Consider the following 26,648-nt stretch of genomic DNA (forward strand, 5'->3'; position numbering starts at 1 on the left):
AGCGGGCCGGACTGCGCGAGCTCGAGGATCGCGTCCAGGTCGAGGTGCTCCTCGGCAAGGTCGGCGAGCAGTTCGAGCCGCGCCTCCCGCGCCGCCGCGAAGCTCACTCCCGAGGGTTCGCGCACGGCCCCGGCCCGCCCGGAGTCGCCCGCCTCGGCCCCGGCGAAGCCAGCCACCTCGGCCAGGAACGCGCTCCGGAAACCATCCGCCTCCAGCGTGCCGTGCCACATGGTGCCGAACACCCGACCCCGCCGACCGCCGCCGATGAACTCGTCGTCGTCGTCACCTCGCGAGATTCGTCCGTGGTGGATCTCGTACCCGGCCACGTCCTCGCCGAGTTCCCGCCCGGACGGCAGGCGCAACACCTTGTCGGCGGAGAAGTGGGTGGTCAGGGCTAGTAATCCGAGGCCGTCGACGCGCGCGCCGGGGTGGCCCTCGATGCCGTCGGGGTCGGCGATCTCGCGGCCGAGCATCTGGCAACCTCCGCAGATCCCGAGCACCGCGCCGCCGCGCTCGACGTGTGTAGAGATGGCGCGGTCGAGGCCCCGGGCGCGGAGCCAGTCCAGGTCCGCGAGGGTCGCCCTGGTTCCGGGGACGACGACGAGGTCGGCACCCGCCAGGTCGCGGGGCTCCGTGACGAATCGCAGCTCTACATCCGTCTCGAGGCCTAGCGCGTCGACATCGGTGAAGTTACTGATGCGTGGCAATCGGATGACCGCCACGCGCAGTGGTGCGGTGGCAGTGCCGGCGGGCAGGGCGTTCGGGTCGTCCGCCGCGGGCGAGGCACTGCCTGGGGCGGGCACCGACAGTCCGTCCTCCGAGTCGAGCCAGAGGTCGGGATGCCACGGCAGCACCCCGAGCGTCGGCCGGGCGGACAGTCGCTCGAGTTCCCGCAGGCCCGGCGTGAGCAGGGAGGCGTCGCCGCGGAACTTGTTGAGCACGAACCCGGCGATCAACCGCTGGTCGGCGGCCTCGAGGAGGGCGACCGTGCCGTGGAGTGCGGCGAAGACACCGCCGCGGTCGATGTCGCCCACCACCACGACGGGCATGTCGGCGTGGCGGGCCAGACCCATGTTGACGTAGTCGCTGCCGCGCAGGTTGATCTCGGTGGGACTGCCGGCGCCCTCGCAGATCACCAGGTCATGGCGCGAGGCGAGGTCGTCGTAGGCGGCGAATGCGGCCTCGGCCAGGTGCGCGCGGCCGTCGACGAAGTCGCGGGAGGACACCGTGCCGGCGGGCTGACCCATCACCACCACGTGACTGCGGCGGTCGCCGCCGGGTTTGAGGAGCACCGGGTTCATCGCGGGCTCCGGCTCGACCTTCGCGGCGACGGCCTGGATCCACTGGGCGCGACCGATTTCGCCGTGGCCGGCATGGCGGGCGGGGTCGGAGCCGGAAGTATCGATATCCGTGGCGTCGGCAGAACCGCGCGAGGAGCGCACGACCATCGAGTTGTTGGACATGTTCTGCGCCTTGTACGGTGCCACCTTCAGTCCCCGGCGCGCGAACGCCCGGCACAGCGCGGTCACCACGACCGTCTTGCCCGCATCGGAGGTAGTACCGGCGATGAGCAGCGAGGAGGTCACGCGTCGATGGTAGTCGGCGGCATGAAGAGGGCCCCGGCGGTCACGACCCCTGGCCCCGACTGCGGTTCCTGAGGAAATCGCCTGACCCCCTGCGATACTCCGCCTCTGGGCGCTCTAATACACTCAACAGGTGTGAGTGGAGTCACATTCACATGCGTGACCGCCGCCGTTGCGACGAGGAGGACCGATGGAAGCTTTCAACAGACGCACTTTCCTCGCCCGGGCATCTATGTTCGGCACAGTCGTCGGGTCGGACGCGTTCCTGCCCGGAGCCGTGGGGGTCGCCCCAGCCGCCAACGCATAGGGCAGTGTGGTGCTCGACGCGTTCTCCGCATTCTCGCTCGACACCATGCGGGGACTCTGTGTCATGAGCATGCCCGGTCCCGACGAGTGGTCGCGCCAGCAGGGCACGCCCAGGACCGACCCCGGCCCGATCGAGGTCGGCGGTGGCGAATTCGTCATGGATCTCTTCGACAACTACCTCGGCATGGGCGACCAGCTCGCCCGGCCGGTCGCCCTGGGGCTCGGTGAGGCGCTGTCCGATCGGGTGATGTCTCGGGAGGTCTGCACGGGCAGTCCGATGGCCTCGCACCCGCGGAACATCAACGCTTCCTTGGTGCCCATCGCCGCAGGCGCTCGCAACCCGCACCGCAGAAAAGATCTTCCGCCTCTACTTCGACGGCGACTCCTGGGTCGACAAGGAAGCCCCCGTCGTCAGCACCGACCCCCGCATCAGCGTCCGCATGGGCGAACTCGGCTTATAGTGCGGTTACCGACCCCGAGGTGAGGAACACACGGTGGAGTTAAAAGACCTTCTCGATGCGCTGAATGCCGGCGAGACCATCAGTGGGGGTTCGCCGCTGCACGAGGTGATGCACCGGACCAGCCAAGACGCGCTGCGGGTGACGGCAGAACTGAACGGCAGCTACCAGGAGCCTCGGCGGGTCCGAGAGTTACTCTCCGAGCTGACAGGCGGACCGGTCGCCGAGTCCGTGGCCGTGTTTCCGCCGCTGTACTCGGACTTCGGCAAGAACCTCCGACTCGGCGAGCGGGTCTTCATCAACTCCGGGTGCCGCTTCCAGGATCAGGGCGGGGTGACAATTGGTGATGACTGCCTGATCGGGCACAACGCGGTGTTCGCAAGCCTCAATCATGCGATGGACCCGGCCCGTCGGGCGGACATGATCCCCGCGCCCATCGTGGTGGGCCGAAATGTCTGGATCGGCTCCAACTCGACGATCTTGTCCGGGGTCACGATCGGGCGGAACGCCGTGGTAGCGGCCGCGTCGGTGGTGACCAAGGACGTTCCGGCGAACTCGGTGGTGGTGGGCTCGCCCGCACGGGTGGTCCGCACCCTCGACTCCGTCGACTAGCGCGACTAGAACACGTCGATCCCCAGGGTCCGCCGCGCCCGCATATCCCACAGCGCGACGGTGTAGAGCTTGCGCAACGGCATGGGCACCACCAGATCGGCGGCGCGGGCAACGGCGTGAATCCGGCGCTTGCGTCGCAGGTCAGCGGGGGCGACCTCCCAGCCCATCTTCTCTCGGGTCGGGCCGGGGATACCGAACCGCGTGTACGAGTGGTGCACGGGCCCGACGGTGCGGTGCAGCACGGTGCCGGAGCCGGCGAGCTTGCCGTCCAGCGGCCCGAACGCGCACAGGTCGTCGAGCATCTCGCGGACAGGCTCGTCGAAGTTCGCTTCGGCCATTCCCTCGGCGAAGACCTTCTCGTACTCGTCCCACGTGGCCGGCCAGGCGTCGGCACGGACGTTGAGTACGGTCGCCAGCGGCTCACCCAGCCTCAGGACGTGTTCCCGCTCGGCGGCGTTCAGCGGCCGGTAGAGCAGTTCGTACTGGTCCACGAAGAACCGGATGAGGCACAACGCGACCCACAGTTGGAGCTTCTGCGAGTTACCCGAGTAACGCACGGGCGAGTCGGAGGTCGAGAACACCTCGTCGTGGATCCGCTTGACCTCGTCGTGCATGAACTGCCGGTCGTCCGCGTTTCCGAGCGTGGCCACGGCCAGGTACAGCCCGGTGGTGCGGCCGCGCTTGATGGGGTGCCGGTCCACGCGCCCGGACTCGACGCGGCTCTCCACCACCCCGTGGCCGACGGCCGGATTGGCCAGCTGCATCACGACGTTCGCGCCGGCGAGCCACAGCCACAGGCCACTGGACAGGTCGAGCAGCGAGTCGATCTGCGTGAGGTCACGCTCAGCCGGTCGGCGGCGGGCGACGAACGAGCGCAGCGCCGAGCGGGCCGCAGCACGAGCGGACGCGGTCGGGCCAGACGAGCCGGTCGGGCCGCTCGGGCCGGGCGGTCCGAGCGTACTTGCGGGAATCTGTACCGCGGTCATCGGCATCCATCCTTGGCGGTGCGGGTGGCCTCGGGCGGTCGCCCGGGGCGGATGACCTCACGGTAGACCCACACCCACCATCTGAGCAAGGATGTAGTCAGATTGGTTCCGGCCCCTCCCCCTTCCCGCCACGTTGCTAGGGTCGGACCGGTAACCAGCACGTGAACACGGCGGATCCGAGACGAGTCATGGCAGCGCAAGGCAAGCAGGGGCGCATCTACGGCGGTCTGTCGTCGGCCGATCGCGAAGCCCAGCGCCGCCAGAGCCTGCTGGACGCGGCGATCGATCAGCTCATCGCCGGCGAGAAACTCACCGTCCGCGGGGTGTGCGCCCGGACCAACCTGACCTCCCGCTATTTCTACGAGAATTTCCGCTCCACGGACGAGCTCGCCGAGACGGCGTACGACACCTGTGTCGCCGAGCTCGCCGCGGCCGTGACCGACGCCTTCGCCACCCCGGCCGAGTTGGATGCGCAGATCGCCAGCGCGATGACGGTGCTGGTCGCGAGCCTGGAAGCTAACCCGAGGGCCGGGCATGTGCTCTTCTCGTACCGCATCAACAACCCGCTGATCTCGCGCAAGCGACAGGAGTCGACCGCCTTCTTCGCCCAGATCACCGCGGAGACGGTCGGCGATGCGGCACCGCCGGGGATCGATGCGGTCCAGGCCGCCCATTTCGTGGTGGGCGGGGTGACCCAGTTGCTGTCGGTGTGGCTCAACGAGGGAGAAAAAAGATCTGACGACGACAACACCGGCTCAGCCCCACTCGACGGCCCGGCGGTTGCCAGGCTGGCCACCACGTTGATCACCGCGCTGGCCGCCCAGCTGGCTAGGTAACCAAATCGGGCATCAGGGCGCTGGCTCGAGTTCCGGCAGACTGTCGCCGCCCCAGCTCCGGTGCAGGTAGCCGATGGCTGCGTCGATCTCCTCGCGTGTCACCGATCCGGTCTCGCCGGGTTCGAGGGGGTCGAAGTGGAAGATGTACAGCCTCGAGGCGAACTGCTCGAACGGCAGTGACGATTCGCCGAATCGCTCGCCGTGTCCGGCGGTGCTCACCACGACACCGTCCCCCCAGTCCTGGCCGCTGTCGTTGTTGGGGTTGAAGAAGTAGACCCGCATAGTGCCTTCGGGGTCGAGCGCGGCCCGGAGGATGGTGATGGCGTGCCAGCCGACGAACCTGGCGGAACTGTCGGTCACGGCGACGCCCGCGGGCTGCGGGTGGATGAAAAGGTCTAGCGTCGAGGTGGCCTGAGGACCCCTACCTGGACGGGTGTCACCCATGTCCCGCGTTCGCATCCACAACTACTTCACCTCTCTGGACGGCTTTGCTGCCGGCACCTACGTGACCGCCGAGCATCCGATCGGCGACGCGGGAGCGTTGTTCGCCGGATTCGACGGACGGTTCATCCACGGGCTGGACCACGTGGAGGCGCCGATCACCGTCGACCGCGCGCTGGAACCGCCGGACGTAATCAGTCCGGCGGTTCCAGCGCGCTTTCCGCGGTGAGGTCGCTCAGCGTGCGAAGCGGGCGATCGCGTCCGCGACCTCGGTGAACTTCGCCTCGGCGGCCTCGTCCCCCTCCTCGACCGCGTCGCGGACACAATGCCGCATGTGATCGTCCAGCAGTCCGAGGGCCACGTTGCGCAGCGCCGAGTTCACGGCACTGACCTGCGTGAGGATGTCGATGCAGTACTGCTCTTCCTCGATCATCCGGTGGATGCCCCGGACCTGACCCTCGATCCGCTTGAGTCGCGCCTTGTAGCGGTCCTGGTCCTGGATGTAGCCGTGGTGCGAGTGGTAGTCGCCGTCAGACTCGGTGGAGGTCATGCCTTGACTCCTTCTGTCGTTGCAGTCCGGTAGCTGGAGGAGAAGCCACGCAGGCGCAGTGAGTTGGTCACCACGAACACGCTCGAGAACGCCATGGCGATCCCCGCGAGCATCGGGTTGAGCAGGCCGATCGCGGCGACCGGGATGAGCGCCACGTTGTAGGCGAACGCCCAGAACAGGTTGCCCTTGATCGTGCCGAGGGTCCGCCGGGAGAGCCGGATCGCGTCGACCGCCGACCGCAGGTCGTCGTTCATCAGGGTGATGTCGCTGGCCTCGATCGCCACATCTGTGCCGGCTCCCATGGCCAGTCCCAGCTCGGCGCGGGCCAGTGCGGCCGCGTCGTTGACGCCGTCACCGACCATGGCCACGTTCTCACCCTGGTCCTGCAGCCGTTCGATCTGCGCGACCTTGTCGTCGGGCATGACCTCGGCGATCACGTTCTCCGGATCGATCCCGACCTCGGCGGCGACCGCCCGGGCGGCTCCGGCGTTGTCACCGGTGAGCAGCCACGGGGTCAGGCCGAGCTCCTTGAGACCGGCCACGGCCTCGGCAGAGGTGGGCTTGACCGTGTCGCGGACGGTGATCACGCCGGCGGCCTCGCCGTCGATCTGCACGACCACCGGGGTGCCGCCCTGCTCCTGGCTTCCGGTGAAGGCGGTCGCCAGCGCGGCGGGCAGGTCACCGGCCGGGCGGCCGACCGTCACCACTGCGCCGTCGACGGTGCCGGTGACACCCCGTCCCGCGGTGTTGGCGAAGTCGGTGACCTCCGGCAACTCGCCGGCCCGCGCGCCCTCGCGGGCGATGGCCTGGGCGATCGGGTGCTCCGACGCCGCCTCCACCGCCGCGGCCTTGGCCAGAACGTCCGCACGGTCGCGGCCCTCGGGCACGGTCACGTCGCTGACGGACATGATTCCGGAGGTGACGGTGCCGGTCTTGTCCATGACGATGGTGTCGACGCGCCGGGTGGACTCCAGCACCTCAGGGCCCTTGATGAGCAGGCCCATCTGCGCGCCCCGGCCGGTACCGACGAGCAGAGCGGTCGGGGTGGCCAGTCCGAGAGCACAGGGACAGGCGATGATCAGCACCGCCACAGCCGCGGTGAATGCCGGAGCCAGGCCCGCGCCCAGGACGAACATGTGGACCAGCAGCGTGATGATCGCGATGACGATCACGACCGGCACGAAGACCTGCGAGATCTGGTCGACCAGTCGCTGGACCGGCGCCTTCTTGGACTGTGCCTCGGTGACCAGCTTGGCCATCTGCGCCAGCGTGGTGTCCTGACCGGTGCGGGTGACCTCGACCAGCAGTCGGCCGGAGGTGTTCATCGTCGCCCCGGTGACCGTGGACCCGGGGGTCACCTCGACCGGCACGGACTCGCCGGTGAGCATTGACTCATCAACGGCGGAGGACCCGTCGGTGACGCGGCCGTCGGTGGCGATCTTCTCGCCGGGACGGACCACGAACACGTCGCCGACCTGCAGCTGCCCGATCGGCACGCGGACCTCCCGGCCGTCCCGGAGGACGGCGGCGTCCTTGGCGCCCATGTCGAGCAGCGCCTTGAGCGCGGCCGAGGACTGCCCCTTGGCCTTGGTCTCGAACCAGCGGCCGAGCAGCAGGAAGGAGATCACCACGGCGGCGGTCTCAAGGTAGATCTCGTCCATCGTCGAGCCCGAGGGCAGCAGGTGCATCTCCATCTTCATGCCGGGCATTCCGGCATTGCCGAGGAAGAGCGCCCACAGCGACCACAGGTAAGCGGCCGCGGTGCCCATCGACACGAGCGTGTCCATGGTGAACGACCCGTGGCGCAGGTTCACGAGGGTGGCCCTGTGGAACGGTGCGCCGCCCCAGAAGAAGATCGGCGTGACCATGGTCAACACGGCCCACTGCCAGTTGGTGAACTGCAGCGCCGGAACCATGCTCAACAGCACGACCGGCACGGTCAGCAGTGCGGACACGATCAGCCGATGCTTGAGATCGGCCGTCTCGCGCTCCCGTGCCGCTTCGATCTGATCGTGTGACCCGGACCCGCCGCCGGAACCGCCAACACCTCCGGAGCCCCCGATCGGGTCACCGTCGACGTTGTCGTCGTCGTCCCCCATCGTGAAGGCGTCGTATCCCGCACCTCTCACGGTGTCGATGAGGACGTCCGGTTCGACCTTGGCCGGGTCGTAGGAGATGGTTGCCGATTCGGTGGCGTAGTTGACCGTCGCGTCAACCCCGTCGAGCTTGTTGAGCTTGCGCTCGACCCGGGCCGAGCAGGACGTACAGGTCATGCCGGTGACACCCAGGTCGACCTGGATCAGGTCGGCCACGGGGTTGATGGTGGCCATCGGAGATCAGTCCTTCGTCAGATGAAGAGGGTCGGTCGGTTCTCGGGGATCAGGCGGTGACGGTGTAGCCGGCCTCGGTGACGGCCGCGGCGACCTGATCGTCGGTGAAGTCCTCGCCGGTGACGGTGACGGCGCCGGTCTTGCTCGAGGCCTCCACGGCGGTGACGCCGGCGATCTCGCCGACCTCCTCCTTGACGGACATCTCGCAGTGTCCGCAGGTCATGCCCTCGACGGTGTACTCCTTGGTGGTGGCAGCCATGACGGCTCCTTTCTTCGACGTGTGTGGTCCGACTCCTCCCGGACACCAGTAAACCTATACCCCCTATGGGTATAGGTCAAGAAGGGCCGCATCCTCGCCAACCCACCGATCCCCCCCGCCAGAAAGGGCGCCGCCCCCGCGGAACGGCTCCACGGGGGCGGCACGACGCCGGGGCCGCACGCGGGCGGCCGACGGAATCAGGGCACGGTGACCGTTCCGCCGCAGCCGCCGTAGGGGTTGCTGTTCGATCCCACGTCCAGGCCGACCATGTGGAGCGACATGGTCGGCAGGAACATGCCGTCCTCGGTGGCGTCCATGGTCCATTCGATGATTCCGGGTCCGGTGTCGACGATCGCACCCAGGGTGCTGTCGCCCTCGAAGTCGATCCAGCCGATGTCGCCGTCACCGTGGCCCCGGACAAGGGTTCCCGTGGCGCCGGTGTCAGTGTTGGCCCAGGTGATCTCGAGGTTCTCAGTGGTGGTGCTGCCCTCGGAGTTGAGGTTCTGGTCCACGAGGAACACCGTCTCGCCGGGGTTCTCGCCCGGCACGGCGCCGGTGTGGTTGCTGTCGCCAATCCCGACCGAGCCCATCGCCGAGCACTGCCCGGGCAGCGATCCGGCGGCCGAGCCGACGCCGGCCTTCTCGGCGACGCCGACCGAGGTCGCGCCGATGGAGCCGAGCGGCCCCGAATCGTCCGGGACGCCGCGATCCTGGGCGTTCGCGGCTGGGACACCGAGGGCCAGTGCGAGTCCGAGTGCGGCGGTGGAGGCGGCGGCGAGGGCGGGGCGTGTCACGGTTCTCATGGCCTCACCCTCGCCCAGCGCAGGGCGCGAGACAAGCCCACCGACCTGCGCTCGGGTCGTCGTTTGTGCCGTGCTTACCACACGTTAAGTCCCCTCCAAGAAAAGTATGACGACGACAACACCCACACCCCCCCCACTCGCATGTCAATTAGCTGTTGACGCACCGCTCTTGTCAATCTACCGTTGACGTCATGAGTGCCGACCGGCACGATCACACCGAGATCCGTCCCGACAGCCCTGACACCTTCCTCGACACCGCCCTGTCCCTCGACCTCGACCAGGCGGTGCAGACCGCGCACGCCGCTGCCGTCAATGCCACCCACACCGAGGCCCAGCGACTCCTCGGGCCCGCGCCGGAGAACGCGGACGACTGGAACGTCGCCGTCCAGCTCCTGGCGTTTCGCATCGAGCACGCCGCCGGTTTCGACGCCACGGCCTCGGTCATGGGCCTGCGTCGTTGGGGGGTCACCTGGGAGACCATCGGCCGGGCCGCCGGCATCTCCCGACAGGCCGCGCACGCCCGGTGGGGCGCGGCGGTCCGCGCGATCCTCGATCGCTACGGACTCGGCGAACCGGGCGGCCCCGTCGCCTCGGACGAGGACGACCTCGCCTGATCTCCGGGCCCCAGGCCGGGCGATCGATCGGCCTGGGGCCCCGATACCCCGATCCCCTGATGCTGCCGGGCCTGCGGCGTTACGATAGGGGTGTCGTCGGGATACGACGGTCCCGGCGGGAACCGTTCACCGTCGCGAGGAGCTGGACCCCATGGACAACAAGCCTGTCATCGTCGGAGTAGACGGATCCGAGGACTCGGTGCGGGCCCTTCGGTGGGCCGCAACTCATGCGGGGTCCGTGGGCGCCCCACTCCACGCCTATGGCGTCTTCGAGGTCCCGGCCATGCACAGCCCGTACGGGATGGCGGCCTGGGAGAATCCCGAGAACCTTGAGAAGAACATGCGCACCGTCCTCGCCGACACCATCGCCAAGGCCTTGGGCGAGGATGCGCAGGTCGAGCAGAAGGTGCTCCAGGGACACCCCGCGAAGGTGCTGGTCGAGCACTCGGGGGAGGCCGGGCTTCTCGTGATCGGCAGCCGCGGCCACGGCGCGTTCGCCGGGATGCTTCTCGGCTCGGTCAGCCAGTACGTGGTGGCGCGGGCCAAATGCCCCGTCGTGGTGATGCCGCCCCACTCTGAGGACTAGTCGCTCCAAGGACTAGGCGCCGCCACCCTCCGCGGGCCGGTAGTGGAGGTAGACGGTGTCACCGAACAGCCGCCGCTCGGCCAACCGCAGGTCCAGTCTCACCCCGTCCGGCAGGGCGGAGATGCCGCCGCCCACCACCTTGGGCACCACGAAGAAGTGGAAATCGGCCACCATCCCCGCCCGGATCGCGGCCGCCGCGGTGGTGGGGCCGAAGATCTCCACCTCGCCGGGCGCCTCGTCCACGATGCGCCGCAATACGGCCTCCTCGAGCGAGGACATCAGTCGATCAGCGGGGTCCTCGAGCGCGTCGGCGGTCAGGGTCGTGGAGACCGCGATGTGGCTGATGTCCCGCCAGCGCCGGGCGAACTCCCGCTCGTCGGGCCCCCAGTCTTCGGTGTCGGGGTCCGCGTACCAATACCGCATCAGCTCGTAGGTCTTCCGGCCGAGGATCTCGTGCGAGATCGGGCCCATGCGTTCCACGTGGAAGCGGAACACCTCGTCATCGGGACCGGACCACTGGAAATCCCCGTCCGCGTCCACCACGTACCCGTCGAGTGAGACCGTCGCCGTGTAGCTCAGACTGCCCATCGTTGCCGCCTCCCGATCCGCTTGTCCGAACCTTCCGCGCGAGCTCAGCTCGCGGCGTCGCGCACGATCTGCGCCACCCGCAGCTCGGTCGCCTCGTCGATCGATTCCAGCGCCCACGAGGTGGGCATGAGCTGGTCGGTCGAACCGGCGGGAACGGTGAGCCGGGCGTGTTCGGTGAGCCCGAACGTCACCAGCCCGTCGTCCTGCCGGAAGTGCACCAACACCCTGCCCTGCCGCGCGTACCCGGGCGCGCCCCACATCGATCGCGGCGTCAGTCCCGGGGCGGCTTCCGAGATCACGGCGTGCAGCCGCTCACCGATCTGGCGCGCCCCGTCGGGCCATTTTGAGACCTTCTTGGCAACATCCATCGGGTTTCCTCCCACAGTCAGGCGAGAACGCTAGGCACACAGCGTAAACCTTCCGGAACGGCGAGACCCCCGGATCCATCCACTGGGGAACTGGGGATCCGGGGGGCGTGCGGGTCGCCTACGTGTGCGCGGGCTCGTCGGTATACAACGACTTCTTGCTGGTCTCGGGGGCGAGGATCAGCGAGATGATGGTCAGCACGGACAGCGCCGCCAGGTAGTAGCCCACCCACGCCACGGAGAAGTGCTGCACCAGCCATACGGCGACGAACGGGGTGAGCGCGGCGCCGAGGATGGCGGAGATGTTGTAGGCCACGCCCGAGCCGGTGTAGCGGGTGTTGGTGGGGAACAGCTCCGGCAGCACCGCCGACATCGGGCCGAACGTCAGGCCCATCAGCGACATGCCGACGCACAGGAACACCAGCATCCGAGTCACGTCGAGGCCGTCGCCGGTGCCCATGGCCTCGGGGCTGAGCCACCAGCCGAAGGACAGGCCGAACAGGATGATGCCGACGGTGGTGGTGATGAGCATCCGCCGCCGCCCGAACCGGTCCGCGAGGTAGCCGGCGAGCGGGATGAAGGCCGCGAACAGCAGGATCGCGATCACCTGCAGGATGAGGAACGACCGGTAGCCGTAGCCGAGCCCGCCGGTGTCCTCGCCGCCGATCGCGAACGACAGGATCCAGGTGGTCATGAGGTAGAACAGGCCGTAGGTGGCCAGCATGATGAACGTGCCGAGAATGATCTCCCACCAGTTCTTGCGGAACACCTCGGACACGGGCGCCTTGACGCGCTCGTTCTGCGCCATCGCCTTGGCGAAGACCGGCGTCTCCTCGATGCGCAGCCGCACGTACAGGCCCACGCCGACCATGACGATCGACAGCAGGAACGGGATACGCCAGCCCCACACCAGGAACGGGTCCGTCAGTTCGGCGGCGGTGGAGTCGTAGACAAACCAGATGGTCAGCAGCAGGAACACGCCGTTTGCGAGGATGAAGCCGAACGGCGCGCCGAGCTGCGGCCACATCGCCGCGAAGGCGCGCTTGCCGGGCTGGGCGGTCTCGGAGGCGAGCAGCGCGGCGCCCGACCATTCGCCGCCCAGGCCGATGCCCTGGAAGAAGCGCAGGATCGTGAGCATCGCCGGCGCCCACAGGCCGATCTGTTGGATGGTCGGCAGCAGGCCGATGATGAAGGTGGCGATACCCATCGTCAGTAGCGCGCCGACCAGGGTGACCTTGCGTCCCAGCCGGTCACCGTAGTGCCCGAAGATGATCGACCCGAGGGGCCGCGCGATGAACGCGGTGCCGAAGGTCGCCATCGAGGCGAGCAGGGCGGTGCCGGCGTCGCCGCCGGCGAAGAAGATCAGGGGGAAGACCGAGACCGCCGCGGTGGCGAAGATGTAGAAGTCGTAGAACTCGATCGTCGTGCCGATGAGGGAGGCGAAGATGATCCGGCTCCGCGGAACCGGCGCCGGATCCACTACCGACGTAGTGGAGGAAGGGTCCCCCGCCGCGGTGGTGTCTGTTCCTGTGTCGACGACGACGACACCGTCGTCATCACCTCGTCGCGGATCGGTTCGCGAATCCGTCATATCTTTCGTCCTCCTCGGTGACGGCGGTGACCTGATCCGCGGTGACGGATGCATGGACTCGCCTGTCGTGGCGGGTGATGCCTGGGCCCGGGCGGCCGGGTAGCGGCCGCCGAGTGGGCTCTACGGTAGAACTCCAGCGTGTCCGCCGTCACACTTGTGGGCCAACTTCATACAGATGGTATGGATTTGGCTAAGCGATACCGAATTTTCTGTGCACTGTGTACACCCATTCACCCCCACCGACACCACACCCGACGTTAAGGTTTCTCTCAATATCGGTCGGCGTCCTCCGGCCCCACGTCGTCCGGGAGCACTCACCCATGAAAATCTCGTCTCGCCTTCGCACCACTGGGGCCGCGCTACTCGCGAGCGCCGCCCTGGTCGCCGGAGTCGTCACCGCCCCTTCCGCGGTCGCGGATCCGCCCAACCGCACACCGCACCCGGATGAGGTGCTCAACGACTTCGTCGAGGAGGCGTTCGCCACCGGGCGACCCGCGAGCCCCGACGAGCTCATCACTCCGCTGGTGACCATCTCGCCGTTCTACGATGAGCCGGAGCTGACCGGCCGGGAGGCACCGGGGACACTGCTCAAGTCGGAAAGGCTCGACGTGCAGTTCGCGGGCATCCGGCCCGGCAACATCGCGGCATACCGACTGATGTACGTCACCACGACGATCCACGGCGCCCCGGACATCAGCACCGGGATCGTCATGATCCCCGTCGATGGCACGCCCGATTCCGAGCGTCGCGTGGTGAGCTTCCAGATGGCCAACGACGGCGTGGGGCCCAACTGCCACCCGTCGGCCATGTGGACGGGGTCGGACCCGGTCGACACCGCATCGTGGTCGGCGCTCGGACCCATGGCCCAGATGTTCGACAAGGGGTGGGCTCTCGTCATGTCGGATGTCGGCAACAACGGCGACCTGAGCCCGCACGGCGTCTTTGCCGGCCGGTACAACGCCCGCACCAACCTCGACCTGCTGCGCGCGGCGCTCGATCCCGATCTGACCGGCCTGTCGCCGGACGCGCCGATCGGCATGTTCGGGATCGCCGGCGGCGGTGTGGGCACCGGTCACGCCGTGGAGATCGCGGACTCCTACGCGCCCGAGCTCAACATCGATGCCGCGGTCATGGAGGGCATGGTGCCCGATTACCGCTCGTTCATCGAGAAGGCCGACGGGTCGATGGGCTCCGGCTTCGCGTTCGCGACCCTGCTCGGGCTCGAGCCGCATTACCCCGAGATGCGGGTCGACGACCACCTGACGCCGGTCGGCAAGGCGATAGCCGACTACTACCGCACGCAGTGCCAGTTCCCCGCCTACTACGCGCTGCCGTACCTACCTCTGAACTCACTGTTCATCAACGGTCAGTCGCCGGCGTACATCGAGGAGTTCCAACACGCCTACCAGGACAATTTGATGGGCCTGGGCACCCCGAGCCGCGAGATCGACGTGCTGGTCGCGTCGTGCGTGGCCGACGACTCGTTCATGTCGATCGTCCCCGCCGAGGACTCGCGGATCCTCGTGAACCGGTGGCGCGAGAAGGGTGCGAGCGTGGACTACCAGCCCACCGACTGCAGCATGCAGCAGCTTCTCGGCAATCCCTACGGCTGGTTCACCGACCTCTACGGAATGCAGACGATCGACTGGCTCGACGCCCACATGGAGTAGTGACGATTCAGGCCCGGTCCGCGAGTGCGGACCGGGCCTTCTCCACTGGAGAGCGGTGCCGGAGCCTCCCCGGCCGACGCGGCGGCGTCGAGCCGCTACTGCGCCAGGACCTTGTTGACCAGACGGGTGATGAAGTTGGGCGAGAACTTCGAGATGTTGGCCAGCACGGTCGTCTGGAGTCCCACCGAGTACGACGTGCGGTGGATGCTACGGTCGAGCGCCGTGGGGTGCACCGACTGCCACACCTTGTCCGCGACCTGTTCGGGAGTGATCCGCACGCCGAGGGTCTCGGTGGTCTTCGCGTCGTTGTCGGCGAGTGCGGTCTTTGCCCACAGCGGCCAGATTCCGACCACGCGGATGTCGTGCTTCTCCCACTCCAGCTCGAGCGCCTCGGTCAGCCCGGCGACGTAGAACTTCGCGGCGCTGTAGGTGGCGATCCCGGGCTGGCCGTAGATCGCGGACGCGGAGGCGATGTTCACCATGTGCGCGCCCGGCGTCGCCTTGAGGTACGGCAGTGCGGCCTGCGCCCCGAGGGTCACGCCCAGCACGTCGATGTCGATCTGCGCCTTCACCGCCGCTGGCGAGATCTCATCCAGATCCCCTGCCACCAGGACGCCGGCATTGTTGTCGAGCACGTCGAGCGTCCCGCCGGTGCGCGAGGTGAAATCGGCCAAGGCCTTCTCCCACTGGTCAACCTCGCGGACGTCGAGTTCGCCGGTGATCCAGTCGGGGTGCGCGGCCTGCACCGCGGCCAGGCCCGCCTTGTCGACGTCGTACACGCCGATCGTCCAGCCTTCACGCGCGAAGCGCTCCGCGGTGGCCAGTCCGATACCGGCGGCGCCGCCTGAAATGAAGATCGATGGCATGTGCTGCTCCCCCATGAATGTTCCTGCGCGCGAATCCCCTCGATCCTGCGGCGCATGTTCTGCGTGCGGATCTGGACAACCCTGCCACGCCATTCATCATGGCGCATCACCTCGCGGGCCGATATTCCCGCCCATGTGAGCAGGATCACCCCCTCTCACTACCGTTGAAAGGAGCACCTTCGTGGACTCACTTGGCATGGAATCAATCGGATCGATGGTTATCGGATCCCTGGCGGCACCCCTCCTCGGCTCACTGGGCCTCGGCTCGCTGATTTCCCAGGGCAGCGGCGGAGGTAGCGGAGACAGCGTGACCGGCATGCTCCCGACCGACCTTCTCGGCGGGCTCTCCTAGACTCCCGCCGCCACCGGGCACGTTCGCCCCTCGAACGGCCCGAAACAGCTGGATCACCCGAACAACCCGAACTACTCGGAACGCCCCCGGGCCGTATGCTGCGGCTTGGGGGCGTCTGTCGCATCGGCGCCCAGTCGACAGGATCGGAGAGCACGTGACCTCGTCCATCGCGAACATCGCCGCCTGGACCTTCGTTGCCGAATGTCCTATCCCGAACGACATCGGTCCCCTGCTGGTCCAGGGCGAACAGCCGATCGCCGCCTACAAGACGTTTCGCGACTCCGCCATTTTCACCACGAAGCGTCTGATCGTGCGGGACGCCCAAGGACTCACCGGCAAGAAGGTGGAGATCTACTCGCTGCCGTATAACTCGATCAATATGTGGTCGTCAGAGAATGCGGGTCGCATCCTCGACTTCAATTCCGAGCTCGAACTGTGGACTCGGGCAGGCCACATCAAGATCAATCTCGGCAAGGACGTCGACATCCGCAAGCTCGACCACCTCATCTCCCACGTCGTCCTCAACGGTTGACGCCGCCACCGCGGTCTACGAGCGGACCACGGCAGCGGCGACGCATGTGGAATCAAGGGCAGGCCAGTGGCCTGTCAGCCGGCCCCGCCAGCCGACTCGGCCGCCTCGGCCGCCAGCTTCTTTGCCCAGCGGTAGTCCGCCTTGCCCGATGGCGAACGCTGGATGCGGTCGACCATGACCCAGCCCTTGGGGACCTTGTAGGGCGCGAGTGCCTTGCCCACGTGAGCAACCAGCTCCGCCTCGGTCGCGCTGACACCCTCGACAAACTCGACCACGGCCACCACCTCGTTCCCCCACCTCTCATGCGGACGGCCGGCGACGTTGACGTCCCGGACCGCCGGGTGGCTTGCCACCGCCTTCTCCACCTCTTCGACGAAGACCTTCTCGCCGCCGGTGTTGATGGAGACGGAATCACGGCCCAGCAACTCCATCTCCCCGCTCTCGAGGAGCCGCGCCCTGTCCCCCGGGACCGCGTAGCGCTGGCCGTCGATCACCGGGAACGTGCGGGCCGACTTCTCGGGATCGTTGAGGTAGCCCAGCGGAACCCACCCCGACTGGGCCATCCAACCCGGCTCCTCGTGCCCGGGCTCGTGGAGCTTCTCCATGAACACATCCAGCACGACCAGACCGGGGCCGGTACCGAAACGCCCTGTGGACGTGGCTCCCTTGACCGACAGGTGTGAGCCCTGCGCTCCCGTTTCGGACGCCCCCACGGAGTCGTTGATCAGTGTGTTGGGCAGGAAATCCAGGACTTCTGCCTTGAGCTCCTCGGTCATGATGGCACTGCCGTTGCCGATGATCGTCAGGCTCGACAGGTCGTACTTCTCCGTCTTCATCTCATCCAGGAGTGGCCGCATCACCGCGTTGCCGGTCACGGTCATGGTGCTGGCCTTCTCCCGCTCCAGGGCACGGAGCACCGAGGCGGGGTCCATCCTGCGGTTCTCGTCAGGGATCACGAGCTTCGCGCCCTGGTGCATGAGGATGAACGCCGACCACTGCGCGGCACCGTGCATGAGCGGAGGGATCATGAGCATCACCCCGCCCATGCCGTTGACCGCGCGATCGACGACCTCGTCGTAGCTCGTCACCGGATCCCACACGCCCGGGGTGCGGCCGCCCATCGCCGACATGAAGATGTCGTGCTGGCGCCACAACACGCCCTTCGGCATGCCGGTGGTGCCGCCGGTGTAGATCATGTACAGGTCGTCGGGCGAGTGGCCGACATCCGGCAGATCCGCCGGGACCGAGGCCAGCGCCTCCTCATAATCCACCGCACCGGGAAGTAGCGGTTCGCCGGAATCGTCCGCCACCTGGAGCCAGAGCGTGATCTCCGGCAGGTCGTCTCTGATCTCGGCGAGCAGCGGCGCGAACTTCGAGTGGTAGATGATCGCCTTGGACTCGGAGTTCTGGAGCAGATACCGGAGTTCATCCGCGACATAGCGGTAGTTGACGTTCACCGAGACGCAGCGTGACTTGAACGCCCCGAGCATGCCCTCGAGATACTCATTACCGTTGTAGAGGTACAGCGCCACGTGGTCCTGGCCGGACTCGTGCGGAGCCAGGTCAGCCCTCTCACGACGGACACCGAACCCCGCACGATGCAGGTAGGTGGCCAGGCGACGACTGCGGTCGGTCAGGTCCCCGTACGTCAGTCGCCGGTCGCGCCAGACGATCGCTTCCCGATCAGCGAGCGCCTCGCTGATCGCCTCGTGTGTCAGTGCGATATTGAATTCCTGGGTTGTCACGTTTCCCCCTACGCGGATTTCAGCGGATTACAGCGGTGTTCATGGGCCAGTGATCCCGCTCCATCCGGTGGCGGGAGCCGACGAATGCAGACAACCCAGTAGACAACTGCCCACTCCCGTGGTGGTCAGGCTACGTCAGCGTCTGGTGTGATGACCTGCGAATTAGCAACGTTCTCTCGCACATCCCGGACCGCGCACCCCGAGGCCGGAGCATGCGTCGGCGCCCTCGGGGTGCGCGGCACACCGGATCAGATCTCGTCGGGACCGTTGACCGGCCACAGCGGGGCAGGGCTGTCCTCGATGCGGTACCAGCCGGCCGGCTTGCCTCCCGCACCCTCGAACCGCTTCTTCATGGAATCGGTCAGTGCATCGGCCTCGTACATGCGCATGAACAGGTCCACGACGTTGCCGAAGTCGAAGAAGTCCCGGTGCCAGGCCCACTGACGATTGCCGTTGTAGAGGAACCACGAGCCGCCCAGCCCGTGCACCTGGTACGGCTCACCGGTCTTCGGGTCGGTCGTGCCGCGGGCGATCTGCTTCCACAGGCACAGGACGTCCCCGGTCTCCGCGTCGATGATCGTGCGGATGTACGGGTACTCCCAGCCGTCCAGCCCGGCCATCTCCTGACCGAGCGCGATCTCCCGGATCTCATCGCGGCCCACTGCCATGAAGTCGTCCTTGGTGCCGTAGTTCCAGCCGTAGGTGGCGTCCTCGGCGTAGAACCGCTCCAGCGGCCGCCAGTCCTTGTTGCGCTCGCACTCGGCGTTCGCGTCGATCCATTCCTGCACGAACTCCGCGATCTCGGCGCGGTCATACCTGGTCACGTCAACTCACTCCTGGGTTGTGGATTATTTCAGTCCTCGACCAGGCGCAGTGCCTGGGTCGGGCAGTACTTGACCGCGTCCTTCACGGCCGGCAATTGATCGGCGGGGACCTCGCCCCGCTTGGCACGCACCTTGGCCCCCGAGCCCTTGCCGACGCTGAACCAGTCCGGCGCTTCCGCCTGGCATTCGGCATGGCCCTGGCACAGGTCGAAATCGACTTCGACTCGCATCACTGTCACCTCGTCTCCCCGACCGGCACCGCGGCGCCGGTCACCGCTTCCTGCGCCGGTAGCGCACCTTGCACGGCTGCGCGAGCTGCACCACCATCTTCGAGTGGTCGTTGTGGTAGCTGTCGGCCGGTTGGGCGAGCTCGAACTCGAACTCGCGAAGCAGGATCGAGAAGATCGCCTTGATCTGCAGCTGCGCGAACGCGGCGCCCACACAGCGGTGGCGGCCGGCCCCGAACGGGATCCAGGTCCACCGGTTGACGATGTCCTCTTGCCGCGGCTCGGCGTACCGGTCCGGGTCGAAGGTGTCGGCGTCCGGGAAGTCCTCCGGCAACCTGTTGGACACCGCCGGCGATGCGGCCACGGTCTGGCCAGCGCGGACGACGTAGTCACCGATCTGCACGTCCTCCTGGGCCACGCGCATCAGGATGATCAACGGCGGATGCAGGCGCAGGGTCTCCTTGAGCGCGTTCTCCACCTTCGGCATCTGACGCAGGGCGCCGAACGAGTACTCGGCGCCGTCCGCGTAGACCTCATCCAGCTCGGCGACGACCTCGGCGAGGTAGTCCGAGTTCTTGAGCAACTCGATGAGCATCCAGGCACTAGTGCCCGAGGTGGTGTGGTGGCCGGCGAACATCATCGAGATGAAGATGCCGGTGACCTCGTCCGGCGTGAACCGCAGCTGCCCGTCCTCGTTCTTGACCGAGACCAGCACGTCCAGCAGGTCGCGGTCATCCTTGTCGGTCGGCGGATTGGCGATCCGGTCGTCCATGATCGCCGACACCAACTCCACGAGACCCTCACGCGCGGCGTCACGCTTGCGGAACGACGGGATATCGGCATACGGGTCGATGTAGGCGTGAGGGTCGGTTCCCTGCTCCAGATCGTGGTACAGATGCGCGAACCGCTCATCGAGCTGTTCCCGGAACTTCGGCCCGATCAGGCACGCCGACGAGGTGTAGATGGTCAGCTCGGAGAACCACTCCAGCAGGTCGATCTCACCCTCGTCACCCCACGCGGCCACCATGCGCTCGACCTCACGCGGAATGGTGACCGCGTGCTGACGCATGTGCTCGCCGCGCAGCGCGGTGTTGTGGAGCATCTCCGACCGACGTTCGGGGCTGGCGTCGAAGACGACTCCCTCACCGAACACCGGGGTCATGAACGGGTACGCGGCCGCCTGGTCGAGCGACTCCTCCGGCGCGCGGAAGAACGCCTCATTCGCCGCGGCGCCCGACGCGAGGCAGATGTCGCGGTCGGCGATCTTGAAGACCCCCAGCTCCCCGCACTCCTCCCGGACGCGCCAGAACAAACTGATCGGATCGGCACGCAACTCGTCCATGTGCCCGAGCTCGCCCTCGCCACCGGAGACGCGCCCCGGCTCGGAGAGGGCGGAGAAATCGACGGGACTCTCGGTACTGGTCATCAGATCATCTCCTCGTTCTGGGTCGACATGGCCTTGTGGCCAGCCGACTGCTGCTCTGGTGCTCTGCTCACGGGACCGGAGGCCTCGCCGATGACCCCCACGAGGGCGCTGCGCACCACCGACTCATAGACCCGGTCCCGGTGGGCGTCGTCGGCGATGAAGCCGGAGTTCACGAGTGACGAGAACCCGTGCAGTGCGGCGAACAGCGACGCGGCGGCATCGAAGGTCTCCTCCTCCGCGAGGCCGCAGGAGAGCAGGACCGCGCGGAGAGCATCGTTGAGCTTCATCGCGGACGCGATCAGCGCATTGGGGTTCGTGGATGCCGCGGTGAGCGCGTGATACCGGCGCGGGTAGTTGGTGGACCACTGCCGGTGCGCATCCATCAGGGCCCGCAAGCCGTCCGGACCGGAGCGACCCATCGCCACCAGGGAAAGGTGCTCGCCGAGAGCGGACATGGCCGCCACCTGAACCGCCACCCGCAGGTCCTCGAGATTGTCGACGTGGTTGTACAGGGATGCGGTGACCACGCCGAGCTGCTGCGCGCAAGCCGACATGGACAGCTCGTCCAGCCCCCGGTCATCGACCAGCTGCAGAGCACTGTCGATCACTTTCTCTCGCGTGAGAGTTCGCCGCCGCACGGCCCGGTCTGTGGTCACGATCACAGACTAAAGGAAGTCCGGTTTTAATGAAAGACTTTCGTTTAAAGAAATGTGTGGCACACGGCCAGCCCGCTGCGAGCGGGCGCACGAGCCGACAGCGATGAAGAAGACCCCGGCACCGGAGTCGAATACGCGGACGCGGCGAGCGCTCGGCCTGCGGGCACGATGGGCGCGTGGCGTTGTCGTCGTCGCACGATCTTTTTTCACGAGCCAGCGCTGCAGACCGCCGGCCGCGCGGGGACGATGGATTCCATGAGCGGACTGATGAGCAATGTCCTCGTGTTCCAGCAGACCTCGAATTTCGTCAAGAACGATTTCGCGATCATGGACGGGCAGGGCACCCAGATCGGCCACGTGGAAACCGGCGGCAGCACGCTGGCGCGGATGTTCGCCGGGTCGCGCGAGCTGACCGTGTTCGAGGGGCCGGGGAATCCGGTGATCCAGGTCAAGGACACCTACACCCTCGGCCGGGAACGGATGGAGATCTACGACGGCCACGGCCAACCGCTGGCGTCACTGGTGCGCCGACTCGCACTTTTCGGCACACGCATCTCGCTCGACCTGCAGGGCGAGGAGCTCGAACTGTCCGGCAACATCTGGGGATTCGAGTTCCAGATCAACGGTCCGATGGGCGCCATGGGGACGGTGTCGCGCGAGTGGTCCGGGCTCGGGAACGCCTTCCTCGGGATGTCGACCTACTCGCTGCGACTTGCCGAGAACCTGACCGCCCCCCAGCGGCACGCGATCATCGGCGCGGTGCTGGCGCTGGACCTCATCCGCGAGAAGCGCAGTCGCAACAGCTGAGCCGGCCCGCGCACCGGACCGGCCGCGCACCGGACCGGCCGCACACCTGCCCGGCCGCCTCCCCGGACGAGCAGCACTTCCCTGCCGATATCGGGCCTCCGCGCAGATCACCTCCGAACGGGTGGTTAACTGGTGTGACTCACCCCACAGGCAGACCTTCGCCGGGGCGGTGAGGCACCGATACCGGCACTGCGCGAGGGGACCACCACACCGATGAACGATTCCGCCCTGATCAGCATCGGATTGCCGATCGCGCTGGCGATCATCATGTTCGGCCTCGGCCTCTCGCTCACGCCGGGCGATTTCCGCCGCGTCGCCAAGTCGCCCCGCGCCGTGGTGGTGGCCCTCGTCCTGCAGATCCTGGTCCTGCCCGCCGTAGCGTTCGGCCTGGTCATCGCGTTCAACCTGGACCCGCTCCTCGCGGTGGGCGTCATGCTGCTGGCCGCCTCCCCCGGCGGCACCACGGCCAACCTGCTCAGCCACCTCTTCCGCGGCGACGTCGCGCTCAACATCACGCTCACCGCCATCAACTCGGTGCTCGCCGCGGTCTCAATCCCGGTGATCACCAACCTCGCGATCAGCTATTTCGATGCCGACGGCACCCTCGGCCTGCAGTTCGGCAAGGTGCTGCAGGTCATCGCGATCGTGATCATCCCTGTCGTGCTGGGCATGTTCGTGCGCAGCAAGTCCCCCGGTTTCGCGACGCGCGCCGACCGGCCGGTGCGGATCTTCTCGATCGCGGTCCTGGCGATCGTGGCCCTCGGCGCGATCTTCGGCGAGCGCGACAACATCCTCGACTACCTGCAGTCCGTGGGCGCCGTGACCGCCCTGTTCTGCCTCGCCAGCCTGTCCCTGGGCTACTTCGTCTCGCGACTGCTGCGACTGTCCAAGACGCAGTCGATCGCCGCGTCCATGGAGATCGGCGTGCACAACACGACCATCGCCCTGACCATCGCGCTGAGCGTGCTGGACAGCGTGGAGGTGGCGATACCCGCCGCGATCTACTCCGTCTTCATGTACATCCTCGCCCCGGCGTTCGGCTTCCTCATCTCCCGGGGCCACACGGACGACGACCCCGCCGACAATCACGTGACCACTGTGCCGCGCGCCACAGTCGAGTAGGTTCAGCGCAAACACCCGTCGAATACCCCGTCGACCACCCGTCGCCCCCGAGGAGGGTTCCCGCACCATGGGGACCTACGAAGAGATCGACCGCGCCGCCACCGGACTCGAGAAGGAGTGGGAGCACAACAAGACCCACGCCGAGAACTGGATCAACTACGGCCGCCTGTTCACCCCGGACGCCGTGTGCGTCGAGCACAACTACGGCATCTTCCACGGCGCCGACGCGATCGGCGAGTGGCTCGACAAGACCTTGCACTCGTTCCCCGGCAACGAGATGCCGCATTTCGAGTTCACCTGGAGAGTGATCGACGCCGAGCAGGGCCGCTTCGTCGGCGGCGTCATCAACCGCATGAAGGACCCGGGCGACGGCAGCGTCCACGAGGTCAAGGCCATCCAGCACATGGAGTACGGCGGTGACGGACTCTGGAAGCTGGAGGAGGACGTCTACAACCCGAACCTCTTCCTCAAGATGCTCAAGGGATACATCCGCAAGTGCAAGGAACTCGGTTCGCTCTCGCCCGAGGCGGAGGAGTTCGGCAAGAATTTCAACTGGATCTGACGACGACGAGGACCGCACACCGCGCGCACGCGCACCGGCCGGTCCTCGTCACAGTCATTTCCTGACTTCGCCGAACTGTCAGCGACTGGTCAGTAGCACGCGGACAGTCCGGCGACTGGCGCGGCGACGAAGGGCGGCCGATAGCTCCGTGGAGCGTCGGCCGCTCACTTCTCGGCCGGGCTCACTTGTCCGCCGGACTCTCTTCCGCCGGACTCTTCTCGTCCGCGCTCTCGCGCCGGCCCCCTTCGAGGCTCGAGGCGATACCGCCGCCGTAGACGCGATCGAGTGCGCGCCGGCCGTACACGAACCGCGAGGTGGCGCTGAGGTGGGAGCGCTTGTCGCCGAGGATGTGCATCCCCCACGAGAACAGCGCTGCCAGGCGATTGCGGAAGCCGATGAGGAACGCCAGGTGCACGAGTAGCCACATCACCCAGGCGATGAACCCGTGCATCTCGATCGGGCCGATCTTGACCACCGCGCTGTACCGGGTGACCGTGGCCATGGAGCCCTTGTCGAAATACTTGAACGCCGGCCGCTCCGTCGGGCGCTGCTTGCCCTCCACCTCGCGATCGATCTGCTTGGCCACGTACTTGGCGCCCTGGATCGCCACCGGAGACACGCCGGGCAGGTTGTCCAGGCTCATCATGTCGCCGATCACGAAGACCTGGGGGTGGCCGGGCACCGAGAAGTCCTTGTTCACCTGGACCCGCCCGGCCCGGTCGATCTCGGCGTCGGTCTGATCGGCCAGCATCTTGCCCAGCGGGCTGGCCTGGACGCCGGCGGACCAGATCTTGCAGGCGGCCTCGATACGCCGGGTCGTACCGTCCGGATCCTTGACCTCGATGCCCTTGGAGTCGACATCGGTGACCATGGCGTTGAGGTGCACCTCCACGCCGAGTTCCTCCAGGCGTTTGCGCGCCGCCATCCCGAGCTTGTCCCCGAAGGGCGGGAGGACCGCGGGGGCCGCGTCGATCAGGATGATGCGGGCCTGCCCCGGATCGATATTGCTGTAACTGTCCTTGAGGGTGCGATGCGCCAACTCGCCGATTTGTCCGACCATCTCCACACCTGTAGGGCCGGCGCCGACGACGACGAAGGTCAGCAGTCTCCGCCGCTCGTCCTCATCCTCCGTGAGTTCGGCCAGTTCGAAACTGCCGAGGATTCGGCCGCGGAGCTCGAGGGCGTCGTCGATGGTTTTCATGCCGGGGGCGTAGCGCTCGAAGTGGTCGTTACCGAAGTAGGATTGGTTGGCGCCGGCGGCGACGATCAGCGTGTCATACGGCAGGTCGAAGTCGATGTGCCCGGCCACCGCGTGGACGTTCTTGTTCTCCACATCGATCTTGTCGACCTCGCCGAGGGTGACGGTGACGTTCTTGTGCTCCCGCAGGATGAGTCGCGTCGAGGGCGCGATGTCGCCGACCGACAGGATCCCTGTCGCGACCTGGTAGAGCAACGGCTGAAAGAGGTGATGGCCGGTCTTGGCGATCAGCGTGACATCTACGTCCGATTTCGCCAGGCGCTGCGCGGCGGTGAGACCACCGAAGCCCGATCCGATGATCACGACGCGGTGCCTGCGGGCAGCGGCGGTATTCGCTGCACCGGGGCTGTTCACTGAATCCACTCTGTGGCTCCTGATCTGGAAGTTTCGGCACCTCAAACGTTACCCCCGCCCCGGCGGGTTCGTCCTGCTTCCGTAACGCCTCGACCTCGAGTGTGGCCAGGTTCCGGACGCGAAGGTTCAGACCTTGGGGTTTGCGGCCCGAGCTTCGGTGCTGAGAAGGATGACCACCAGGCCGTCGGCGCTCCGCTGCCCGCTGACGTCGTCGTCGGCAACCGCATGCTCGGTGACACCGAGCGTGGCGCGGCGTTCGGGTATCGCAAGGACACCGCGCGCGGCGGCGAGCGTTGCTGCACCACACGGTCCGGCGTCGACACCGAAGTCCGCCAACTCCAGAACCGCAGCTCGAGCCTCCGTATCCGTCACCGCCACCGACGCGTCGAGCCCGTCCCTGAGCACCGGCCACGCCACCTCGGATACCGTCCCGCAATTCAGACCGGTCATGATGGTCTGTCCGGTCGGCACCGACACCACCTGGCCCGCACCGAGTGCAGCGGTCACCGACGCTGCAGTTTCCGGCTCGGCGACGAGGACCGCCGGACGATGGCCGTCACGCCGGTAGTGGGCGACCACTGCATGGGCCAGCGAACCGACCCCCGCCGGCACCACGACCAGGTCCGGGGGCTCCGCGCCGAGCTCAGCGAGCTGGTCGTCCACCTCAGCGAGCATCGTGTCGTAGCCGTCCACGATCCAGTTCGGAATGTCCGTGTATCCGGGCCACGAGGTGTCCTGCACGACCAGCGTCTGCTCGTCCGCGCTCTCGGCAACGTGTTTCACCACGTCGTCGTAGGACATGTCCAGCAGCTGCACCGTCGCGCCCTCGGCGGAGATTGCCTTCGTGGCCGCCGTCGAGACCCCCACCGGCACCGAGATGACCGAGCGCAGGCCGAGTAACGCGGCGACGCGGGCGACCGCCCGGCCATGGTTTCCGTCCGTTGCAGCGGCCAGCGCCAACCCACTCCCGTCGAGCCTTTCCCGCAAGTCATCGAGGGCAAGCGCGCCAGACTCGCCCAGGCGGACGGTGAGAAGCCGCGCCACCGCGAACGACGCCCCCAGGATCTTGAACGCGGGAAGCCCCAGCCGCGAGGCTTCCTCCTTGACCAGCAACCGGCCCACTCCCAGTTCCGCCGCCAGCGACGGCAGCTCGACCAGCGGGGTGGGCACATAGCCGGGCAGTGCACGGTGAAAGCTCCGCGACTCAAGCTCCAGCGGCGGCGCGTGCCACGTGCGGGCTGCAGGATTCACGAACCAGGACATCGCTCCGCACCCTCCCAACGGCGATCGCACATGATGTCGAGCATACGAGTCAGTCACGCTCTCACATCCGCTTTCA

28 protein-coding genes and 1 pseudogene are annotated in these 26,648 nt (G+C 67.2%); 11 read left to right on the top strand and 18 right to left on the bottom strand.

Translation table 11 applies throughout. From position 1 onward, the window contains the following. The coding region (locus G6016_RS04900; RefSeq protein WP_182631579.1) for a cobyric acid synthase at window positions 1–1,586 on the bottom strand (1,586 nt) is incomplete at its 3' end. 797 nt (window positions 1,587–2,383) lie between these two features. On the opposite strand from G6016_RS04900, the gene G6016_RS04905 reads away from it, so the two are divergent. Beyond that, window positions 2,384–2,959, top strand: coding sequence for a DapH/DapD/GlmU-related protein (locus G6016_RS04905; RefSeq protein ID WP_182631580.1), 576 nt, complete (start codon window positions 2,384–2,386; stop codon window positions 2,957–2,959). Window positions 2,960–2,964: 5 nt separating this feature from the next. Here the strand turns inward: G6016_RS04905 and G6016_RS04910 are convergent, their stop codons facing one another. After that, window positions 2,965–3,945 carry an oxygenase MpaB family protein gene (locus G6016_RS04910; protein ID WP_182631581.1) on the bottom strand — a complete coding sequence of 327 codons (981 nt, stop codon included), beginning with the start codon at window positions 3,943–3,945 and terminating at the stop codon, window positions 2,965–2,967. 188 nt (window positions 3,946–4,133) lie between these two features. Here G6016_RS04910 and G6016_RS04915 point away from each other — a divergent pair, with 188 nt between their 5' ends. Next, window positions 4,134–4,781, top strand: coding sequence for a TetR/AcrR family transcriptional regulator (locus tag G6016_RS04915; RefSeq protein WP_182631582.1), 648 nt, complete (start codon window positions 4,134–4,136; stop codon window positions 4,779–4,781). A 12-nt stretch (window positions 4,782–4,793) separates the two neighbouring features. Here the strand turns inward: G6016_RS04915 and G6016_RS04920 are convergent. After that, window positions 4,794–5,168: pseudogene (locus G6016_RS04920) on the bottom strand (hypothetical protein); the annotation flags it as partial. 55 nt (window positions 5,169–5,223) lie between these two features. Here G6016_RS04920 and G6016_RS04925 point away from each other — a divergent pair. Continuing rightward, window positions 5,224–5,451 carry a hypothetical protein gene (locus G6016_RS04925; RefSeq protein WP_182631583.1) on the top strand — a complete coding sequence of 76 codons (228 nt, stop codon included), beginning with the start codon at window positions 5,224–5,226 and terminating at the stop codon, window positions 5,449–5,451. A gap of 6 nt (window positions 5,452–5,457) precedes the next feature. On the opposite strand, the gene G6016_RS04930 is transcribed toward G6016_RS04925, so the two are convergent. The 4 genes from G6016_RS04930 to G6016_RS04945 all read right to left on the bottom strand — a co-directional run bounded on the left by G6016_RS04930 (window position 5,458) and on the right by G6016_RS04945 (window position 9,164). Then, the gene (locus tag G6016_RS04930) at window positions 5,458–5,772 is read right to left on the bottom strand and encodes a metal-sensitive transcriptional regulator (protein WP_182631584.1); all 315 of its coding nucleotides are present in this window, start codon (window positions 5,770–5,772) and stop codon (window positions 5,458–5,460) included. Beyond that, window positions 5,769–8,102, bottom strand: coding sequence for a heavy metal translocating P-type ATPase (locus G6016_RS04935; protein ID WP_182631585.1), 2,334 nt, complete (start codon window positions 8,100–8,102; stop codon window positions 5,769–5,771). Before G6016_RS04935 ends, G6016_RS04930 begins: the two co-directional genes overlap by 4 nt. A 49-nt stretch (window positions 8,103–8,151) precedes the next feature. Then, window positions 8,152–8,361 carry a heavy-metal-associated domain-containing protein gene (locus G6016_RS04940; protein WP_182631586.1) on the bottom strand — a complete coding sequence of 70 codons (210 nt, stop codon included), beginning with the start codon at window positions 8,359–8,361 and terminating at the stop codon, window positions 8,152–8,154. Between the two features lie 197 nt (window positions 8,362–8,558). Next, complete coding sequence (locus G6016_RS04945) at window positions 8,559–9,164, bottom strand: hypothetical protein (RefSeq protein ID WP_182631587.1); 606 nt, start codon at window positions 9,162–9,164, stop codon at window positions 8,559–8,561. Window positions 9,165–9,355: 191 nt separating this feature from the next. On the opposite strand from G6016_RS04945, the gene G6016_RS04950 reads away from it, so the two are divergent. Together G6016_RS04950 and G6016_RS04955 are read left to right on the top strand one after the other, a co-directional pair. Beyond that, the gene (locus G6016_RS04950; RefSeq protein WP_182631588.1) at window positions 9,356–9,778 is read left to right on the top strand and encodes a hypothetical protein; all 423 of its coding nucleotides are present in this window, start codon (window positions 9,356–9,358) and stop codon (window positions 9,776–9,778) included. Window positions 9,779–9,929: 151 nt separating this feature from the next. Continuing rightward, the gene (locus G6016_RS04955; RefSeq protein ID WP_182631589.1) at window positions 9,930–10,364 is read left to right on the top strand and encodes a universal stress protein; all 435 of its coding nucleotides are present in this window, start codon (window positions 9,930–9,932) and stop codon (window positions 10,362–10,364) included. Window positions 10,365–10,376: 12 nt separating this feature from the next. Here G6016_RS04955 and G6016_RS04960 read toward each other — a convergent pair whose 3' ends face one another. The 3 genes from G6016_RS04960 to G6016_RS04970 form a co-directional block, all read right to left on the bottom strand. Then, window positions 10,377–10,952, bottom strand: coding sequence for a dihydrofolate reductase family protein (locus G6016_RS04960; protein WP_182631590.1), 576 nt, complete (start codon window positions 10,950–10,952; stop codon window positions 10,377–10,379). Window positions 10,953–10,996: 44 nt separating this feature from the next. Continuing rightward, complete coding sequence (locus tag G6016_RS04965) at window positions 10,997–11,320, bottom strand: DUF1801 domain-containing protein (RefSeq protein WP_182631591.1); 324 nt, start codon at window positions 11,318–11,320, stop codon at window positions 10,997–10,999. Window positions 11,321–11,438: 118 nt separating this feature from the next. Further along, window positions 11,439–12,908 carry an MFS transporter gene (locus G6016_RS04970; RefSeq protein ID WP_182631592.1) on the bottom strand — a complete coding sequence of 490 codons (1,470 nt, stop codon included), beginning with the start codon at window positions 12,906–12,908 and terminating at the stop codon, window positions 11,439–11,441. 320 nt (window positions 12,909–13,228) lie between these two features. Here G6016_RS04970 and G6016_RS04975 point away from each other — a divergent pair, with 320 nt between their 5' ends. Next, window positions 13,229–14,578 carry a lipase family protein gene (locus G6016_RS04975; RefSeq protein WP_182631593.1) on the top strand — a complete coding sequence of 450 codons (1,350 nt, stop codon included), beginning with the start codon at window positions 13,229–13,231 and terminating at the stop codon, window positions 14,576–14,578. Between the two features lie 95 nt (window positions 14,579–14,673). Here G6016_RS04975 and G6016_RS04980 read toward each other — a convergent pair whose 3' ends face one another. Beyond that, window positions 14,674–15,444 carry an SDR family oxidoreductase gene (locus G6016_RS04980; RefSeq protein WP_182631614.1) on the bottom strand — a complete coding sequence of 257 codons (771 nt, stop codon included), beginning with the start codon at window positions 15,442–15,444 and terminating at the stop codon, window positions 14,674–14,676. A gap of 181 nt (window positions 15,445–15,625) precedes the next feature. Here G6016_RS04980 and G6016_RS04985 point away from each other — a divergent pair, with 181 nt between their 5' ends. Further along, window positions 15,626–15,796, top strand: a complete 171-nt coding sequence (locus tag G6016_RS04985) for a hypothetical protein (RefSeq protein ID WP_182631594.1) — start codon at window positions 15,626–15,628, stop codon at window positions 15,794–15,796. Between the two features lie 154 nt (window positions 15,797–15,950). Next, the gene (locus tag G6016_RS04990) at window positions 15,951–16,328 is read left to right on the top strand and encodes a PH domain-containing protein (protein WP_182631595.1); all 378 of its coding nucleotides are present in this window, start codon (window positions 15,951–15,953) and stop codon (window positions 16,326–16,328) included. A 74-nt stretch (window positions 16,329–16,402) separates the two neighbouring features. Here G6016_RS04990 and G6016_RS04995 read toward each other — a convergent pair whose 3' ends face one another. The 5 genes from G6016_RS04995 to G6016_RS05015 all read right to left on the bottom strand — a co-directional run bounded on the left by G6016_RS04995 (window position 16,403) and on the right by G6016_RS05015 (window position 21,212). Continuing rightward, window positions 16,403–18,073 carry an AMP-binding protein gene (locus G6016_RS04995; RefSeq protein WP_182631596.1) on the bottom strand — a complete coding sequence of 557 codons (1,671 nt, stop codon included), beginning with the start codon at window positions 18,071–18,073 and terminating at the stop codon, window positions 16,403–16,405. Between the two features lie 248 nt (window positions 18,074–18,321). Then, on the bottom strand, window positions 18,322–18,897 hold the full coding sequence (locus G6016_RS05000; protein ID WP_182631597.1) for a nuclear transport factor 2 family protein: 576 nt from the start codon (window positions 18,895–18,897) through the stop codon (window positions 18,322–18,324). A 29-nt stretch (window positions 18,898–18,926) separates the two neighbouring features. Further along, window positions 18,927–19,127, bottom strand: coding sequence for a ferredoxin (locus G6016_RS05005; RefSeq protein WP_182631598.1), 201 nt, complete (start codon window positions 19,125–19,127; stop codon window positions 18,927–18,929). A 40-nt stretch (window positions 19,128–19,167) separates the two neighbouring features. Next, window positions 19,168–20,550, bottom strand: coding sequence for a cytochrome P450 (locus G6016_RS05010; RefSeq protein WP_182631599.1), 1,383 nt, complete (start codon window positions 20,548–20,550; stop codon window positions 19,168–19,170). Then, on the bottom strand, window positions 20,550–21,212 hold the full coding sequence (locus tag G6016_RS05015) for a TetR/AcrR family transcriptional regulator (protein ID WP_380023804.1): 663 nt from the start codon (window positions 21,210–21,212) through the stop codon (window positions 20,550–20,552). The genes G6016_RS05010 and G6016_RS05015 overlap by 1 nt, the downstream gene beginning before the upstream one ends. 249 nt (window positions 21,213–21,461) lie before the next feature. Between G6016_RS05015 and G6016_RS05020 the strand changes: the two genes are divergently transcribed. From G6016_RS05020 to G6016_RS05030, 3 genes are all read left to right on the top strand, one after another. Further along, on the top strand, window positions 21,462–22,013 hold the full coding sequence (locus G6016_RS05020; protein WP_182631600.1) for an LURP-one-related/scramblase family protein: 552 nt from the start codon (window positions 21,462–21,464) through the stop codon (window positions 22,011–22,013). A gap of 213 nt (window positions 22,014–22,226) precedes the next feature. Then, the gene (locus G6016_RS05025) at window positions 22,227–23,135 is read left to right on the top strand and encodes a bile acid:sodium symporter family protein (protein WP_182631601.1); all 909 of its coding nucleotides are present in this window, start codon (window positions 22,227–22,229) and stop codon (window positions 23,133–23,135) included. 67 nt (window positions 23,136–23,202) lie between these two features. Beyond that, entirely contained in the window at window positions 23,203–23,697 is a 495-nt protein-coding gene (locus G6016_RS05030) for a nuclear transport factor 2 family protein (protein ID WP_182631602.1), read from the top strand. 181 nt (window positions 23,698–23,878) lie between these two features. On the opposite strand, the gene G6016_RS05035 is transcribed toward G6016_RS05030, so the two are convergent. Next, complete coding sequence (locus tag G6016_RS05035) at window positions 23,879–25,309, bottom strand: FAD-dependent oxidoreductase (protein ID WP_182631603.1); 1,431 nt, start codon at window positions 25,307–25,309, stop codon at window positions 23,879–23,881. A gap of 126 nt (window positions 25,310–25,435) precedes the next feature. Beyond that, the gene (locus G6016_RS05040; RefSeq protein ID WP_182631604.1) at window positions 25,436–26,572 is read right to left on the bottom strand and encodes a diaminopropionate ammonia-lyase; all 1,137 of its coding nucleotides are present in this window, start codon (window positions 26,570–26,572) and stop codon (window positions 25,436–25,438) included. Window positions 26,573–26,648: the final 76 nt, after the last annotated feature.

Origin of the sequence: Dietzia aerolata (genome assembly GCF_014144865.1) — a bacterium.
Classification (GTDB): domain Bacteria; phylum Actinomycetota; class Actinomycetes; order Mycobacteriales; family Mycobacteriaceae; genus Dietzia; species Dietzia aerolata.